The sequence below is a fragment of the Streptomyces sp. PU-14G genome, assembly GCF_041028275.1.
GTDB lineage: Bacteria > Actinomycetota > Actinomycetes > Streptomycetales > Streptomycetaceae > Streptomyces.
Genome location: NZ_JASKYT010000201.1, coordinates 1 through 14,359 on the forward strand (window position 1 = coordinate 1; position 14,359 = coordinate 14,359).

Consider the following 14,359-nt stretch of genomic DNA (forward strand, 5'->3'; position numbering starts at 1 on the left):
GGGCGGGTGGGGAGGCTTGCCCAGGATGCCAGGTAACGCCCGCGGGGCACGCCGGGGTGCGGCCCCGGTCGGCGCCACAGCACGGCGGGGCCCGGCCACTCTCACTCACACGGGCGACGGCGCACGCATCGCACTGCGCGCCTGCCCCAGCTTCGACACGCCCACCGCTCGCGCCGCGGTACGCCCTCGCCGGGCCCCGGCCCGCCGCACCGCGGACCCCGCGGGTACGCACCATCGCCGGGCGGCCCCTCGCGGGCGGGCCGGCCCCGGCTCAACCTCCCGCGCGGGCCGCCTCCAGCAGCTCCTCGGCGTGCGCGCGGGCGAGTTCGGAGTCCTCCTGGCCCGCGAGCATGCGGGAGAGCTCCCTGACCCGGTCCTCGCCCTCCATGGCCTGGACTCCGCTGCGGGTCACCGACCCGTCGTCGGTCTTCTGCACCACCAGGTGCCGGTCCGCGAACGCGGCGACCTGGGGCAGGTGCGTGACGACCACCACCTGAGCCGACCTGGCCAGCCGCGCGAGCCTTCGGCCCACCTCGACGGCCGCCTTGCCGCCGACTCCCGCGTCCACCTCGTCGAACAGGTAGGTCGGTACGGGGTCCGAGTCGGCGAAGACGACCTCGACCGCGAGCATCACGCGGGAGAGCTCGCCGCCGGAGGCGCCCTTGGCGACCGGACGGGGCGGGGCTCCCGGGTGCGGCGCGAGCAGCAGTTCGACCTCGTCGGTGCCGTGCGGGCCGAACGCGAGGGTGCGCCCCTCGACGTCGAGCCCGTCGGGGTCCTCGGTGTGCTTGAGGTCGAAGGAGACGCGCGCGTGCGGCATCGCCAGCTCGGCCAGTTCCTCGGTCACGGCGTCCGCGAACCGCTTGGCGGCGTCCGCGCGGGCCTCGGTGAGCGTACGCGCGAGCGCGGCGAGTTCGGTGCGCAGCGCGTCGCGTTCCGCGCCCAGCTCGCCGATCCGGTCGTCGTCGCCCTCCAGTTCGGCCAGCCGCTCGGCGCTCTGCCCCGACCAGGCGAGCACGGCGGTGAGGTCCTCGCCGTACTTGCGGGTGAGTTGGGCCAGGGCCGCGCGGCGCTCCTCCACGGCGGCCAGCCGCAGCGGGTCGGCGTCCAGGTCGTCGGCGTAACCGGCCAGTTCGCCCGCGATGTCGGAGAGCAGGATGTGCACCTCGCCCAGCCGGTCGGCGAGCGCGGCGAGCGCGGGGTCGTGGGCCCTTACGGCCTCCAGCGCGCGGTGGGCCCCGGCCACGAGGGTCGCTGCCTCCACGCCCTCGGGGTCGGCGGGGTCGCCCGCCAGGGCGCCGTGCGCGGTGGTGGCCGCGGAGGCCAGGGCCTCGGCGTGCCCGAGCCGTTCGGCCTCGGCCGCCAGGTCGGTGTCCTCCCCCGGCTGCGGCTCGGCGGCCTCGATCTCCTGGATGCCGAAGCGCAGCAGGTCGGCTTCCTGGGCGCGCTCGCGGGCGCGGGTGGTCAGCTCGGTCAGCTCGGCGGCGACGGTGCGCAGTCTGCGGTAGGCGCTGCGGTAGGCGGTCAGCGGCTCGGCCACGGCCTCTCCGGCGTAGCGGTCGAGCGCCTCGCGCTGCCGGGCGGCGCGCAGCAGGCCCTGCTGGTCGGTCTGGCCGTGCACCGCCACCAGGTCGTCGCTCAGCTCGGCCAGCAGCCCGACCGGCACCGAGCGCCCGCCCACGTGCGCGCGCGAACGGCCCTCGGCCGAGATGGTGCGGCTGACCAGCAGGGCGCCCTCGTCCAGCTCGGCCCCGGCCTCCTCGGCGCGGCGGGCGGCCGGCGCCTCCGGCTCCACGGCGATCCGTCCCTCGACGACGGCCGACTTGGCACCGACCCGCACCAGTGCGGCGTCGGCGCGTCCGCCCAGCAGCAGTCCGAGGCTGGTGACGACCATGGTTTTGCCCGCACCGGTCTCACCGGTCACCGCGGTGAAGCCGGGCGACAGCTCGACAACGGCGTCGTCGATCACGCCCAGGGCCTTGATCCGCATCTCCTCCAACACGGATACGACCATACGAGGTTCCGCCACGGTGGCCACACCTGTGGTCCGGGTGGTAGCCGGATCGGGGGCCGTGTGCGGGGCAGGCTCCCCGCGGAACGGCACGTTCGCGGGGTCCGGGACGCCCGCTTTTCCGCACGTACGTACGGCGGTGGTCCTTGCGTGTTCGGGCCGCTTTGCCCGGTTCCCTCCCTGCGGCGCGCCGGCCCACGGACCGCCCGGCGACACCGCGTGCCGACGGCGGCGGGTGTGCCGACCGTCACCGCAAGCGGACCACGGCCGGCTCACCGACGGGTCGCCTGCCGGCAGCGCACCGGCAGGCTGCCGGAACCGTCCGCAGCCGCGATCGCACGCCCTGCGTGGGGGCACGCACCTCCCGGGGCGAGCGAAGCCGAGCCCTGGGGGAAGCGGCGACCGACTCCCCCAGCCTCCGGCCGGGAGCGCCCCCAGCCGCGAGAGTGCGCGCCGGGGCCCGCGAGCCCAGCAAGATCCAAGCGAGAGGCCCTAGCGGGGCGCGCCGCGCCAGCCGGTGACCGGAAGGGCGAACTTGGCCACGAGACGGTCCGTGAACGAGGCGTGGTGGAGCCGGGCCAGCCGCACCGGGACGGCACCGCGCCGCACCTCCACGCGCGCGCCGGAGGGCAGTTCGACGCTGCGGCGCCCGTCGGCCCACAGAACGCCATGCGGCGTCTGCGGCTGGACCTCGACGGCCAGCACCGAGTCGGGTGCCGTCACCAGCGGCTTGGCGAACAGCGCGTGCGCGCTGATGGGCACCATCAGCAGCGCCTCCACCTCCGGCCACACCACGGGGCCGCCCGCCGAGAAGGCGTAGGCGGTGGATCCCGTGGGGGTGGCGCACACCACACCGTCCCCGCCGAAGCTGGAGACGGGGCGGCCGTCGACCTCGATGACGACCTCCAGCATCCGCTCGCGGGCCGCCTTCTCGACGGAGACCTCGTTGAGCGCCCAGTCGGCGTGCACGATCTGGCCGCCGCTGCGCCCGCTGGTGCCCAGCCCGCCGTTGCGTACCAGCACATCGAGCGTCATCCGCTCCTCGACCTCGTAGGCGCGGGAGACGACGCGGTCGACGACCTTGTCCAGGTCGTCCCGCTCGGCCTCGGCCAGGAAACCGACCCGGCCCAGGTTGACGCCGAGCATGGGGACGCCCGAGGCGCGGGCGAACTCCGCGCCGCGCAGCAGCGTCCCGTCACCGCCGAGCACCACGAGCAGTTCGCAGCCCTCGGCGGCGTCCGGCTTGGCGGCGACCGTCTCGACCGGATCGGGCAGCGGCAGGTCGACGGCCTCGTCGGCCAGCACGCGGACGCCGATTCCGCAGCGCAGCAGCCCCTGGACGACCAGTTCGGCGCTGCGCACGGCGGCGGGTCTGCCGGTGTGGGCGAGGAGGAAGACCGTACGGTCCCCGGCGGGGTGTGCGGGGCCCGTCGCGCCTGCTCCGGTGGCCGCGGGGCTCGGCGTGGGGGGTGTTGGTCGCATCGCTCGGTTGTCCTCGGTCACTTGGGCCCCTCCGCCACCGCTCGGTCGACCGCGGCCGGGTCGAGGTCGTCGGCCCCGGCGCGCAGCCACAGAAAGTATTCGACGTTTCCCGAGGGCCCGGGCAGCGGGCTCGAGGTGACACCCAGCGCGCCCAGACCCAGGGCCGCCGCGTGCCCGGCGACCGTCCGCACGGCCTCGGCACGCAGCTGCGGGCTGCGCACGACACCGCCGCTGCCCAGCCTTTCCCTGCCCACTTCGAACTGCGGTTTCACCATCAGCACCAGGTCGGCTTCCGGCGCGGCGCAGCGCACGAGCGCGGGCAGGACGAGGCCGAGGGGGATGAACGAGAGGTCACCGACGACGAGTTCCACCGGCTCGCCGCCGATGTCCTCAAGCGCCAGCTCCCGCACGTTCGTCCGGTCCTTGACGGTGACGCGCTCGTCACGCTGGAGCGACCAGGCCAGCTGTCCGTAGCCGACGTCCACCGCGACGACGTGGCCCGCGCCGGCCCGCAGCAGCACGTCGGTGAAACCCCCGGTCGAGGCACCGGCGTCCAGCGCCCGGCGGCCCTGGACGCGCAGCCCGCGGGGGACGAACGCCTCCAGCGCGCCGGCGAGCTTGTGACCGCCGCGGGAGACGTAGTCCGGGTCGTCCGCGTCCTCCCTGACGACCAGGGCGGCGCTGGTCTCGACCTGGGTGGCGGCTTTGGCGGCAACGTTGCCGCCGACCGTGACCCGGCCCGCGGCGATCAACTGGGCGGCGTGCTCCCGGGAACGGGCGAGGTTGCGGCGCACCAGCTCCGCGTCGAGTCGGCGTCGTGCCACGGTTCAGCTCCGGGGGGTGTGGGGGCGGTCCAGCGCGGCCAGGGTCTCCCGCAGGCCGCGGTGGACATCTTCGTACACCTCCTGGTGGCCGGACACGGCGAGGTGGTCGGCGTCCTCGAGACGCCCGAGCCGCTCGTCGACGGAGGCGTGTCCTGTGGGGCGCACGCCGACGCCCAGCGGCCTGGGACCGTCGTCGGACCCGCCGGCCGGCCCGGTGTCCGCTTCCGGCGCCGGCTCCTCGGCCGGCCCGGCGCCTGCGAGGGGCTGCCCGGGCTGCTCCTCGACACCGCCAGGCGGCTGCCCGGCGCCGTCCTCGTGGCGCTCAGGGCGTGTGCTGCCGTCCCCTGTTCCGTGCTGGTCGAAGGCGTATCCGGGGCCGGCCCCCTGCGCGAACTCGCTCATGCCCCGACGCTACCTCCCGGCTGTGACATCGGGGGCGACGGATCAGCGACGCGCGGCGGGCACCACCAGCGGGGTACCGGTCTCCGGGTCGTCGATGACGCGGCAGGGCATGCCGAAGACCTCTTCCACGAGTTCGGCTGTCACCACCTCACGCGGTTCGCCCCGCGCGACGATCCGGCCCTCCCGCATGGCGATCAGGTGGGTGGCGTAGCGGGCGGCGTGGTTGAGGTCGTGCAGCACCGCGACGAGGGTGCGGCCCTCCTCCTCGTGCAGCCGGGCGCACAGGTCGAGGATCTCGATCTGGTGGGCGATGTCCAGGTAGGTGGTGGGCTCGTCCAGCAGCAGCAGCGGCGTCTGCTGAGCGAGTGCCATGGCGATCCACACGCGCTGCCGCTGCCCGCCGGAGAGCTCGTCCACGAAGCGGTCGCCGAGCCCGTCGACTCCGGTGGCCGCCATCGACTCGGCCACCACGCGTTCGTCGTCCCGCGACCACTGGCGCAGCAGGCCCTGGTGCGGGTAGCGACCGCGGGCGACCAGGTCGCTGACGGTGATGCCGTCGGGCGCGATGGAGGACTGGGGCAGCAGGCCCAGGGTGCGGGCGAGTGCCTTGGCCTGCATGCCGGCGATGTCCTCGCCGTCCAGCAGCACCTGTCCCGCGGCGGGCTTGAGCATCCGGGAGAGGGCCCGCAGCAGGGTGGACTTGCCGCAGGCGTTGGGGCCGACGACGACGGTGAAGGACTGGTGGGGCACCGCCACGTCCAGGTCGCTGGCGATGGTGCGCTGGTCGTAGGCGAGGGTGAGGCGCTGCCCCGTGAGGCGGGCCGCTGTGCCGTCCCCCTCCGTGGCGCCGTCGCCGGTGGTCTGGGCCGTCGCGTCTGTCGCGGTCGTCATTCCGGTGCCCGCCTCCGTCGTGTCCGTTCGTGTGCCGGTGTCCGTTCGTGTGCCGGTGTCCGTGCGTGTGCCGGTGTCCGTGCGGCTGCTCGCGCCCGTGTCCGTACGGCCGCTCATATCCGGCCCGCCTTGCGTTCGGTGGCCAGCAGCCACACCAGGTAGCCGCCGCCCACCACGCCGGTGACCACGCCGACCGGCAGCTGGTGGCCGCCGAAGGCCCGCTGTGCGACCAGGTCGGCGCAGATCAGCAGGGCCGCGCCCATGCACAGCGACGGCAGCAGGTTGGGCCCGGGTGACCTGGTGAGCCGCCGGGCGACCTGCGGGGCCACCAGGGCGACGAAGGCGACGGGCCCGGCGGCGGCGGCCGAGAGCGCCACCAGCAGGACCGCGGCGCCCAGCAGCGCCAGCCGGGTGCGTTCGACGCGGACGCCGAGCGCGGCGGCGGCGTCGTCGCCCATCTCCATCATCCGCAGTGCGCGCGCGCAGCCGAGCAGCACCAGGGGGACGAGGACCACCATGCCGCAGGCCAGCGGCAGTACGTCGTCCCAGCCGCGCCCGTCCAGGGTGCCGGTCATCCACAGCACCGCGCGGGAGGCGTCGGTGATGTCCGCGCGGGTGATCAGGTAGCTGTTGACGCCGGTCAGGATGGCGGTCATGCCGACCCCGACGAGGACCAGCCGGAAGCCGTGCAGTCCGCCCTTCCAGGCGAGGGCGTAGATCAGCACGCCGGTGACCAGGGCGCCGACGACGGCGCCGCCCGCGAGGAAGGCGCTGCCGCCGCCCGCCAGCACGATGACCACCAGCGCTCCGGCCGACGCCCCGGTGGTGAAGCCGAGGATGTCGGGGCTGCCGAGCGGGTTGCGCACGACGGCCTGGAAGACGGCTCCGCACAGGCCGAGACTGGCGCCGACGAGCAGTGCGGTGACGGTACGCGGCAGCCGCAGTTCGTTGACGATGAACGCGTCAGCGGGGTTGCCCTGGCCGAGCAGCGTGCGGACCACCTCGTCCGGCGCCATGGGGTACTCGCCGCTGCCGATCGCCAGCACGGCGGCGACCACAGCGAGCACGACGCAGCCGGCGCCGATGAGCAGCGCGCGCGGGCGGTAGCTGACGGACAGGCCGCCGGGGGTGCGTATGACGCTCATGCCTGTGCCACCCTCCGCCTGCGCACGAAGTAGAGGAAGAAGGGACCGCCGAGCACGACGGTCACGATGCCGACCTGGAGCTCGCTGGGCCGACCCAGCAGGCGCCCGAGGATGTCGGCGGCGAGCAGCAGCACCGGGGACAGGACGGCGCAGTACGGCAGCATCCAGCGCTGGTCGGGCCCGGTCAGCGCGCGCACCATGTGCGGCACCATCAGCCCGACGAACACGATGGGCCCGCACGCCGCTGTGGCGGCTCCGCACAGCAGGGTGATGGCCACGATGGCGGCGACGCGGGTGCGGGTGGGCCGGGAGCCGAGGGCGCGGGCGGCGTCGTCGCCGAGGGCGAGCGCGTTGAGCGGCCGGGCCAGCGCCAGGGCGATCAGCGCGCCGACGGCGATGAACGGCAGCGCGGAGGCAACCGTCGCGTCCTGGGCGCGGGCCAGCGAGCCGACCTGCCAGAACCGCATCCGGTCCAGCGAGGCGGTGTCCATGAGCTGGACGGCGCTCACGTAGGAGACCAGCGCGGCGTTCAGCGCCGTCCCCGCGAGCGCGAGCCGGGCCGGGGTGGCGCCGCGACCGCCGCCGACGGCGTAGACGAGCACGGAGACGGCGGCGGCTCCCACAAAGGCGAATCCGATGTAGCCGGTGTAGCCGGCGACCCCGAAGAAGGAGATCGCGGTGACGACGGCGGCGGCGGCGCCCGCGTTGATGCCCAGCAGCCCGGGATCGGCCAGGGGGTTGCGGGTGAGCGCCTGCATCACGCCGCCCGCCAGGCCGAGCGCGACGCCTGCCAGCAGGCCGAGGAGGGTGCGGGGCAGCCGCATCTCGTGGACGACGGTCCAGCTCGCCGAGCCGCTGTCGACCAGCCCCGACCAGGCCTCGCCCAGGGAGAGCGGGCGGGCGCCGAAAGCGAGGCTGAGCAACAGGACGACCAGCAGGAGGAGCAGGGAGGCCAGCAGTCCGGCGGCGCGCGCGAGGGGCGCCCGTGCGCGCTCGGGCCGTTCCGGTTCGGCGGCGGGCGGCTGACCGGCCGCCGAACCCCCGTGAACCTGCGGGGACTTGGTGAGAGTCACGTACGCGCTCCGGTCGGGGCCGGGAGAAGGGACCGCCCGACCACTGGACAACAACAACTTTGGTTAGGTTAGCCTAACTGCGAACGCGGTCCCATGGCCGCCCCGCAGGTACGTCCGCGGCAGGCCCGCGGTGTGTCCTCAGCAACAGTGCGTCCGCAGCAACAGCGAGAGAAGGCCCGAGACGATGCCCAGCCCCTCCTCCCTCCCCCACCTTTCGCGCCGCGGCCTGCTGGCCGCGGGTGGCGTCGCCGGTCTCGGGGCGCTGCTGGCCGCCTGCGGCGGTGAGGGATCGGGCTCGGGCTCGGGCGGCGGCTCGAAGGGCGACGGCTGGTCCTTCACCGACGGCCGCGGCAAGAAGGTCAGCCTCGACGCGGTTCCCGAGCGCATCGTGGCCTACACCGGCACGGCGGCCGCGCTGTGGGACTTCGGCGTCCGGGACAAGGTCGTCGGCGTCTTCGGGCCGACCAAGAAGAAGAACGGCGATCCCGACATCCTCGCGGGCGACATGGACATCTCCAAGCTGTCGATCATCGGCAACGCCTTCGGCGAGTTCGACCTGGAGAAGTACGCCAAGACCCGCCCCCAGCTGCTGGTCAGCAACATGTACGTCAAGGGCGAGTTCTTCTACGTGCCAGCCGAGAGCAAGGACAAGATCTTCAAGCTGGCGCCGCAGGTGGCCATGAACGCGGCGCACGTGTCGATGGTCGAGGTCATCCAGCAGTTCGGCAAGCTCGCCGAGTCGCTGGGCGCGGACCTGAAGTCCAAGGCCAACGCGGAGGCCAAGACCCGCTTCGAGAAGGCCGCCGAGCGGCTGCGCAAGGCCGCCAAGAGCGGCATCCGCGTGATGGCTGCCGCCGGTGCGCCCGACCTGTTCTACGTCTCCCATCCGGACGCCAACTCCGACCTGACGTACTTCAAGGAGCTCGGCGTCGACCTGGTCACCCCCAAGAAGCTCAACAAGCAGGGCTTCTTCGAGGAGCTGAGCTGGGAGAACGCCGACAAGTACGAGGCCGACCTGATCATCCTGGACAACCGCACCCAGTCCCTCCAGCCCAAGGCGCTCACGTCGAAGCCGTCCTGGAACGACCTTCCCGCCGTCAAGGCGGGGCAGGTCGCGCAGTGGGCGGCCGAGCCCCGCTTCTCCTACGCGGGCGCCGCGCCGCTGCTGGAGGACCTCGCGGAGGCGATCGAGAAGGCCAAGAAGGTCCGCTGACCGACCCCCGGAGGCCCCCGTGACGGACCGGGGCCGCCGGCGCACCGCCGAGCGGCGGCCGACAGGCCGCCGGCACGTCCTTCGACCCGCACACCCCTCACGGGAGGAGCAGACACGATGAGCCAGGTCTCCCAGGCGCGGCCCGCGCCCTCCGCAGCACCGTTCGAGTTCTTCGACCTGCACGTCGTACGGACCCGAGCGCTGGGCCCGACCATGCTGCGGGTCACCTTCGGCGGCGCACGGCTGCACTGCTTCGCCTCCGGCGGGCGGGACCAGCGCTTCAAACTGTTCCTGCCCCAGCCGGGCCAGACCGCGCCGGTGGTGCCCACCCACGCGGGCCAGGCCTGGTTCCCTGCCTGGCGCGCGATGGACGAGAACATCCGCGGGATCATGCGCAGTTACACGGTGCGGGCGCTGCGGCGGGGCAGCGAGTACGGCGCGGCCGACGAACTCGACGTCGACTTCGCCCTGCACGGCGAGATCGGCCCCGCCTCCCGCTGGGCGCTGCGCGCCGCGCCCGGTGACCGGGTCACGCTGCTCGGTCCTGTCGTCGAGGACAACGGCGGCGTCGACTTCCGGCCGCAGGACGGCACCGACTGGGTGCTGCTGAGCGGCGACGAGACGGCGCTGCCCGCCCTCGGCGCCATCCTGGAGTGGCTGCCGGCCGGGATGCCCGTGCGGGTGTTCGCGGAGGTTCCGCACCGGCAGGACGTCCAGGACCTGCCCACCGTCTCCGACGCGCGGATCACCTGGCTGGTGCGCGACGAGGCGGCCGGCGCGTCCCGGGCCGACCGGATGGTGGAGTCGGTCCGTTCCGCCCAGCTGCCGGAGGGAACACCGTACGCCTGGCTCGCGGGCGAGTCCGGCACCGTCAAGTCGCTGCGGCGCCACCTGGTGCGTGAGCGCGGATTCGACCGCCGGGCCGTCAAGTTCACCGGCTACTGGCGGTTGGGCGCGAGCGAGGAGCAGCTGGTGGCGGAAGCGCTGGCGGCCACCGCCGCCTGATCCGCCCGAGGGGCGGTCGCGGCCGGCTTCGGCCCCCGCCGCCCCGTGAGGCTCAAAGCCCCAGCCGGGCCAGGGGCTTGTCCGCGTCGAGCCGGCACGTCGAGTCGCCCGCCGCCGACCAGGCGGCAGCGCACAGGGCGCGCAGGCCGTCCACCGGGTCGCCGCCACCCTCCAGCCGCAGCCGGCTCGCCTCCGCGTGCGCCGTCCAGCCGCCGCAGGCGAAGCCCGCTGCGGCGGCGCCGCCCACCCGCGGCTGCGGCTCCAGCAGACCGCGCAGATCGCGGGCCACGTAGGTGGGGCGGTGGAGCGGCCCCGCGGCCAGCAGCTGCCCCGCGTCGGTGACTCCGGTGAGGACGAGGAGCGAGTCCACGCGCCCCGCGTGTGCCCCCTCGATGTCGGTGTCGAGCCGGTCGCCGACGACCAGGGGCCGCTCGGCGCCGGTACGGATGATGGACTCCCGGTGCATCGGCGGCAGCGGCTTGCCCGCGACCTGCGGCTCGGGCGGGCGCCGCATCCACCGGGTGGCGAGCCGTACGACCTCCACGGCCGAGCCGTTGCCCGGGGCGATGCCGCGCCCGCTGGGAATGGTCAGGTCGGTGTTGGAGGCGAACCACGGCACGCCGCGCTGCACGGCCAGCGCGGCCTCCACGAGCCGTCCCCACTCCATGCCGGGCCCGCCGTAGCCCTGCGCCACGGCGGCGGGCTCGTCGTCGGCCGACTCGACGACGCTCAGACCGCGGTCCTCCAGGGCCACCCGCAGCCCCTCGGCGCCGACGGCGAGCACGGGCGCGCCCGCGGGCAGCTGTTCGGCGATGAGCCGGGCGACCGCCTGGGCCGAGGTGACGATCTCGTCAGGCGTCGCGGCCACGCCCAGCTCCGTCAGGTGCGCGGCGACGGCCTGCGGGGTGCGGGCCGCGTTGTTGGTGACGTAGGCGAGCCGCACGCCGCTCTCGCGCGCGGCGGCCAGTGAGCCGACGGCGTGCGGCAGTGCCTCTCCCCCGGCGTAGACCACTCCGTCCAGGTCGAGCAGTGCGGTGTCGTAGCACTCGTGCAGGGGGCGCTCGCTGGGCTGCGGACGGGTCGCGGCGGCTTCCGCGGAAGGGCTGGGGCTCATGGGGGCTCGCTTTCTCGTGGTGCTCCGGACGCCTTCGCCGCGGGGCCGGGAGGCGCCGGCGCCGGGCCCGCGCGGCTCGGACGCCGTCTGGAATCCTCTCCCACGTCCCACCGCGGCCCGCCACCGCGCGCCCCCTGTGCCCCACTCCCGGGGTCGCAGGGCACCGTCATACGATGCACTGATGACCGCCCGAGGCCTTCGACTCGCTCCGTTCCGGGGACTGCGCTACGCGCCGGAGAAGGTCAGCAGCCTGGCTGCCGTGACCTCCCCGCCGTACGACGTGGTGGTCCGTCCCGACGGGCTGCGGCAGCTGGAGACGGCCGACCCGTACAACATCGTGCGGCTCATCCTCCCGCAGGCCGCGGACCCGGCGGTGCGGCACCGCCAGGCGGCCGAGACGCTGCGCCGCTGGCAGGCCGACGGCGTGCTGGTCCACGATCCGCGTCCCGCGCTGTACGTGTACGAGCAGCGCGAGGGCGAGCTGTTGCAGCGCGGGCTCATCGGCGCGCTGCGGCTCACCCCTCCCGAGGACGGCGTCGTGCTGCCCCACGAGGACGTGATAGACGAGGTCGTCGCCGACCGGGCCGCGCTGATGCGCCAGATGGCCGCCAACCCCGAGCCGCTGCTGCTCTCCTACCGGGGCAGCGGCACCCGGACGGGGGCCACGGCCGTCATCGAGCGGGCGACGCGGCGCCCGCCGCTGGTGGCGACGACGACCGAGGACGGCTTCTCCCACCGCCTGTGGGCGGTCACCGACCCCGGCGAGCTCGCGGCGGTCGACGCGGACCTGTCGGGGCACCGTGCGCTGATCGCGGACGGCCACCACCGTTGGGCGACGTATCTGCGGCTGTGCGAGGAGCAGGGGGAGCAGGCCGGACCTTCCGCCTGGGACCACGGCCTGGTGCTGCTGGTCGACACGGCGCGCTATCCGCTCCAGGTGCGGGCCATCCACCGGGTGCTGCCCAGGCTGCCGCTGGTCAAGGCGCTCGACCTGCTCTCCCGTGCGGGAGAGGCGTGCGGTGCGCGGGGGGCCTTCCGGGTGCGCCGGCTCCGGGTGCCCCTGGCGGAGGCGATGGGCGCGCTGGACGAGGCCGCAGGCAACGCCTTCCTGCTGAGCGCGGGCGACGGCGTCTTCCATCTGCTGGACAGGCCGGACCCTCAGTTGCTGGAGCGGACGGTTTCGGCGGGGCGGCCCGCCACGTGGCGGGAGCTGGACGCGACGGTCCTGCACGCGACGCTGCTGGACGCCATCTGGCAGATCCCGGACTCGCCGGCGGACATCGGTTATCTGCACCACACCGAGGCCGCGCTCAGCCAGGCGGCGGCGCGCGGCGGTACGGCCGTGCTGATGCGGCCGGTTGCCGAGGAGAAGGTGCGGGCGCTCGCCGAGCAGGGCGTCACGATGCCGCGCAAGTCCACTTCGTTCGGCCCGAAACCGGCCACCGGACTCGTGCTGCGCACTCTGGCCGACGCACCGCACTGACCAGCGCCACCGCCTCGGCCACCGGCTGCCGGGGCGTCCTCCCTCCCCTCCCCCTTGTGGGCATTGCCGTGCAATTCCGCCCTGCCCCGGTGGCCCGCGGCTGACCGAGGAGTCCCCCTTGCACACCGACTGACCGGCCCAGTTAGGCTAGCCTTACCTGACCGCGCGAGCCGCGCGGTGTGCCACGTCCGTGTCAGGAGGACACTTCATGAGCAGCAGGTCCCACCTGCTCAACGACAGGACAGCGGAGCACTACAGGCGCTCCCTGCACGACGGTGTCGAGCGCGTCGCCGAGAAACTCACCGGCGCCGGACAGCCCTTCACCGGCGTCACCCCGGCGGAGCTCGCCCCCACCGTCTCCGCAGTCGATCTGGAGAAACCCCTGGGCACGGCCCGTGAGGCGCTGGACGAACTGGAGCGGGTGTACCTGCGCGACGCCGTCTACTTCCACCACCCCCGCTACCTCGCACACCTCAACTGCCCCGTGGTGATACCGGCGGTCCTCGGCGAAGCGGTCATCTCCGCGGTCAACTCCTCGCTGGACACCTGGGACCAGAGCGCGGGCGGCACCCTCATCGAGCGCCGTCTCGTCGAGTGGACGGCGCACCGGATCGGCTTCGGCCGGGCCGCGGACGGCATCTTCACCAGCGGCGGCTCCCAGTCCAACCTCCAGGCGCTGCTGCTGGCCCGCGAGGAGACCTGCCGGCTGGTGCGCAAGAACTCCGAGACGTCGCTGAGCACCCCGCAGATCCTGCCGACACTGCGCATTCTCACCTCCGAGTGCAGCCACTTCAGCATCGAGAAGTCAGCGGTCCTGCTCGGCCTGGGCCCGGAAGCCGTCATCCCGGTGCCCTGCGACGAGCGGCGCCGGATGCGCACCGACGCGCTGGCCGAACAGCTGGCGCGCTGCGAACGCGAGGGGCAGACGGTGATGGCCGTCGTCGCCACCGCGGGCACCACCGACTTCGGCAGCATCGACCCGCTGCCGGACATCGCCGACCTGTGCGGGGCGGCCGGGGTGTGGCTGCACGTGGACGCCGCCTACGGCTGCGGGCTGCTCACCTCACGGCGCCGCCGCGCGCTGCTGGCGGGCATCGAGCGCGCCGACTCGGTGACGGTCGACTACCACAAGTCGTTCTTCCAGCCGGTCTCCTCCAGCGCCGTCCTGGTCAGGGACAAGGACACCCTGCGCCACGTCACGTACCACGCCGACTACCTCAACCCCACCCACAGCGTCGAGAAGGGCCTGCCCAACCAGGTCGACAAATCGATTCAGACGACGCGCCGCTTCGACGCGCTCAAGCTGTGGATGACCCTGCGCGTCATGGGCGCCGACGCCGTGGGCGAACTCTTCGACGAGGTGGTCGACCGCGCCGCGGACGCCTGGAAACTGCTCGACGCCGACGACAGGTTCGAGGTCGTCGTCACCCCCGAACTCTCCACCCTCGTCTTCCGCTACGTCCCCGCGGGCGACCCGGACGGGCCCGGCCCCGACCAGGCCCCCACCGACCAGGCCCTCACCGACCAGGCCCTCACCGACCAGGCCAACCTGCACGCCCGCGACGCCCTGTTCGCCTCGGGCGAGGCCATCGTCGCCGGCACCGTGGTCGACGGCCGCCACCACCTGAAGTTCACCCTGCTCAACCCCGAGACCTCACTGGCCGACATCGCCACCGTCCTCGACCTGATCGCCGGCCACGCCGGGCGGTACCTCGA

The 14,359-nt window shown here is 74.1% G+C and carries 12 protein-coding genes; 4 read left to right on the plus strand and 8 right to left on the minus strand.

Annotation, left to right across the window (positions count from 1 at the left end):
* Positions 1-271: 271 nt before the first annotated feature.
* The 7 genes from recN to AB8Z75_RS21945 form a co-directional block, all read right to left on the minus strand.
* Positions 272-2,014 (minus strand): DNA repair protein RecN, encoded by a 1,743-nt coding sequence (gene recN, locus AB8Z75_RS21915; protein WP_369204575.1) that lies wholly within the window; start codon positions 2,012-2,014, stop codon positions 272-274.
* 489 nt (positions 2,015-2,503) lie between these two features.
* Positions 2,504-3,493, minus strand: a complete 990-nt coding sequence (locus AB8Z75_RS21920; protein WP_369204577.1) for an NAD kinase — start codon at positions 3,491-3,493, stop codon at positions 2,504-2,506.
* A 17-nt stretch (positions 3,494-3,510) separates the two neighbouring features.
* Entirely contained in the window at positions 3,511-4,317 is an 807-nt protein-coding gene (locus AB8Z75_RS21925) for a TlyA family RNA methyltransferase (RefSeq protein WP_369204579.1), read from the minus strand.
* A 3-nt stretch (positions 4,318-4,320) separates the two neighbouring features.
* Entirely contained in the window at positions 4,321-4,719 is a 399-nt protein-coding gene (locus tag AB8Z75_RS21930; protein WP_369204581.1) for a hypothetical protein, read from the minus strand.
* A 42-nt stretch (positions 4,720-4,761) separates the two neighbouring features.
* Positions 4,762-5,610 (minus strand): ABC transporter ATP-binding protein, encoded by an 849-nt coding sequence (locus tag AB8Z75_RS21935; RefSeq protein ID WP_369204583.1) that lies wholly within the window; start codon positions 5,608-5,610, stop codon positions 4,762-4,764.
* A 113-nt stretch (positions 5,611-5,723) separates the two neighbouring features.
* Positions 5,724-6,755, minus strand: coding sequence for a FecCD family ABC transporter permease (locus tag AB8Z75_RS21940; protein WP_369204585.1), 1,032 nt, complete (start codon positions 6,753-6,755; stop codon positions 5,724-5,726).
* Positions 6,752-7,714, minus strand: coding sequence for a FecCD family ABC transporter permease (locus AB8Z75_RS21945; protein WP_369204597.1), 963 nt, complete (start codon positions 7,712-7,714; stop codon positions 6,752-6,754). The genes AB8Z75_RS21940 and AB8Z75_RS21945 overlap by 4 nt, the downstream gene beginning before the upstream one ends.
* 298 nt (positions 7,715-8,012) lie before the next feature.
* Here AB8Z75_RS21945 and AB8Z75_RS21950 point away from each other — a divergent pair, with 298 nt between their 5' ends.
* On the plus strand, positions 8,013-9,041 hold the full coding sequence (locus AB8Z75_RS21950; RefSeq protein ID WP_369204587.1) for an ABC transporter substrate-binding protein: 1,029 nt from the start codon (positions 8,013-8,015) through the stop codon (positions 9,039-9,041).
* Between the two features lie 117 nt (positions 9,042-9,158).
* Positions 9,159-10,046, plus strand: a complete 888-nt coding sequence (locus tag AB8Z75_RS21955) for a siderophore-interacting protein (RefSeq protein ID WP_369204589.1) — start codon at positions 9,159-9,161, stop codon at positions 10,044-10,046.
* A 52-nt stretch (positions 10,047-10,098) separates the two neighbouring features.
* Here AB8Z75_RS21955 and AB8Z75_RS21960 read toward each other — a convergent pair whose 3' ends face one another.
* A complete protein-coding gene (locus AB8Z75_RS21960) occupies positions 10,099-11,160 on the minus strand; it encodes an HAD hydrolase-like protein (RefSeq protein WP_369204591.1) in 1,062 nt (353 codons plus the stop codon).
* A gap of 181 nt (positions 11,161-11,341) precedes the next feature.
* Between AB8Z75_RS21960 and AB8Z75_RS21965 the strand changes: the two genes are divergently transcribed.
* A complete protein-coding gene (locus tag AB8Z75_RS21965) occupies positions 11,342-12,643 on the plus strand; it encodes a DUF1015 family protein (RefSeq protein WP_369204593.1) in 1,302 nt (433 codons plus the stop codon).
* Positions 12,644-12,851: 208 nt separating this feature from the next.
* On the plus strand, positions 12,852-14,359 hold a 1,508-nt coding region (locus AB8Z75_RS21970), incomplete at its 3' end, for an aspartate aminotransferase family protein (RefSeq protein ID WP_369204595.1).

Coding starts and splice junctions, on each gene's coding strand:
- AB8Z75_RS21955 (WP_369204589.1), top strand. CDS start 9,159: ATGAGCCAGGTCTCCCAGGCGCGGCCCGCGCCCTCCGCAGCACCGTTC.
- AB8Z75_RS21960 (WP_369204591.1), bottom strand. CDS start 11,160: ATGAGCCCCAGCCCTTCCGCGGAAGCCGCCGCGACCCGTCCGCAGCCC.
- AB8Z75_RS21930 (WP_369204581.1), bottom strand. CDS start 4,719: ATGAGCGAGTTCGCGCAGGGGGCCGGCCCCGGATACGCCTTCGACCAG.
- AB8Z75_RS21940 (WP_369204585.1), bottom strand. CDS start 6,755: ATGAGCGTCATACGCACCCCCGGCGGCCTGTCCGTCAGCTACCGCCCG.
- AB8Z75_RS21965 (WP_369204593.1), top strand. CDS start 11,342: ATGACCGCCCGAGGCCTTCGACTCGCTCCGTTCCGGGGACTGCGCTAC.
- recN (WP_369204575.1), bottom strand. CDS start 2,014: ATGGTCGTATCCGTGTTGGAGGAGATGCGGATCAAGGCCCTGGGCGTG.
- AB8Z75_RS21935 (WP_369204583.1), bottom strand. CDS start 5,610: ATGACGACCGCGACAGACGCGACGGCCCAGACCACCGGCGACGGCGCC.
- AB8Z75_RS21950 (WP_369204587.1), top strand. CDS start 8,013: ATGCCCAGCCCCTCCTCCCTCCCCCACCTTTCGCGCCGCGGCCTGCTG.
- AB8Z75_RS21920 (WP_369204577.1), bottom strand. CDS start 3,493: ATGCGACCAACACCCCCCACGCCGAGCCCCGCGGCCACCGGAGCAGGC.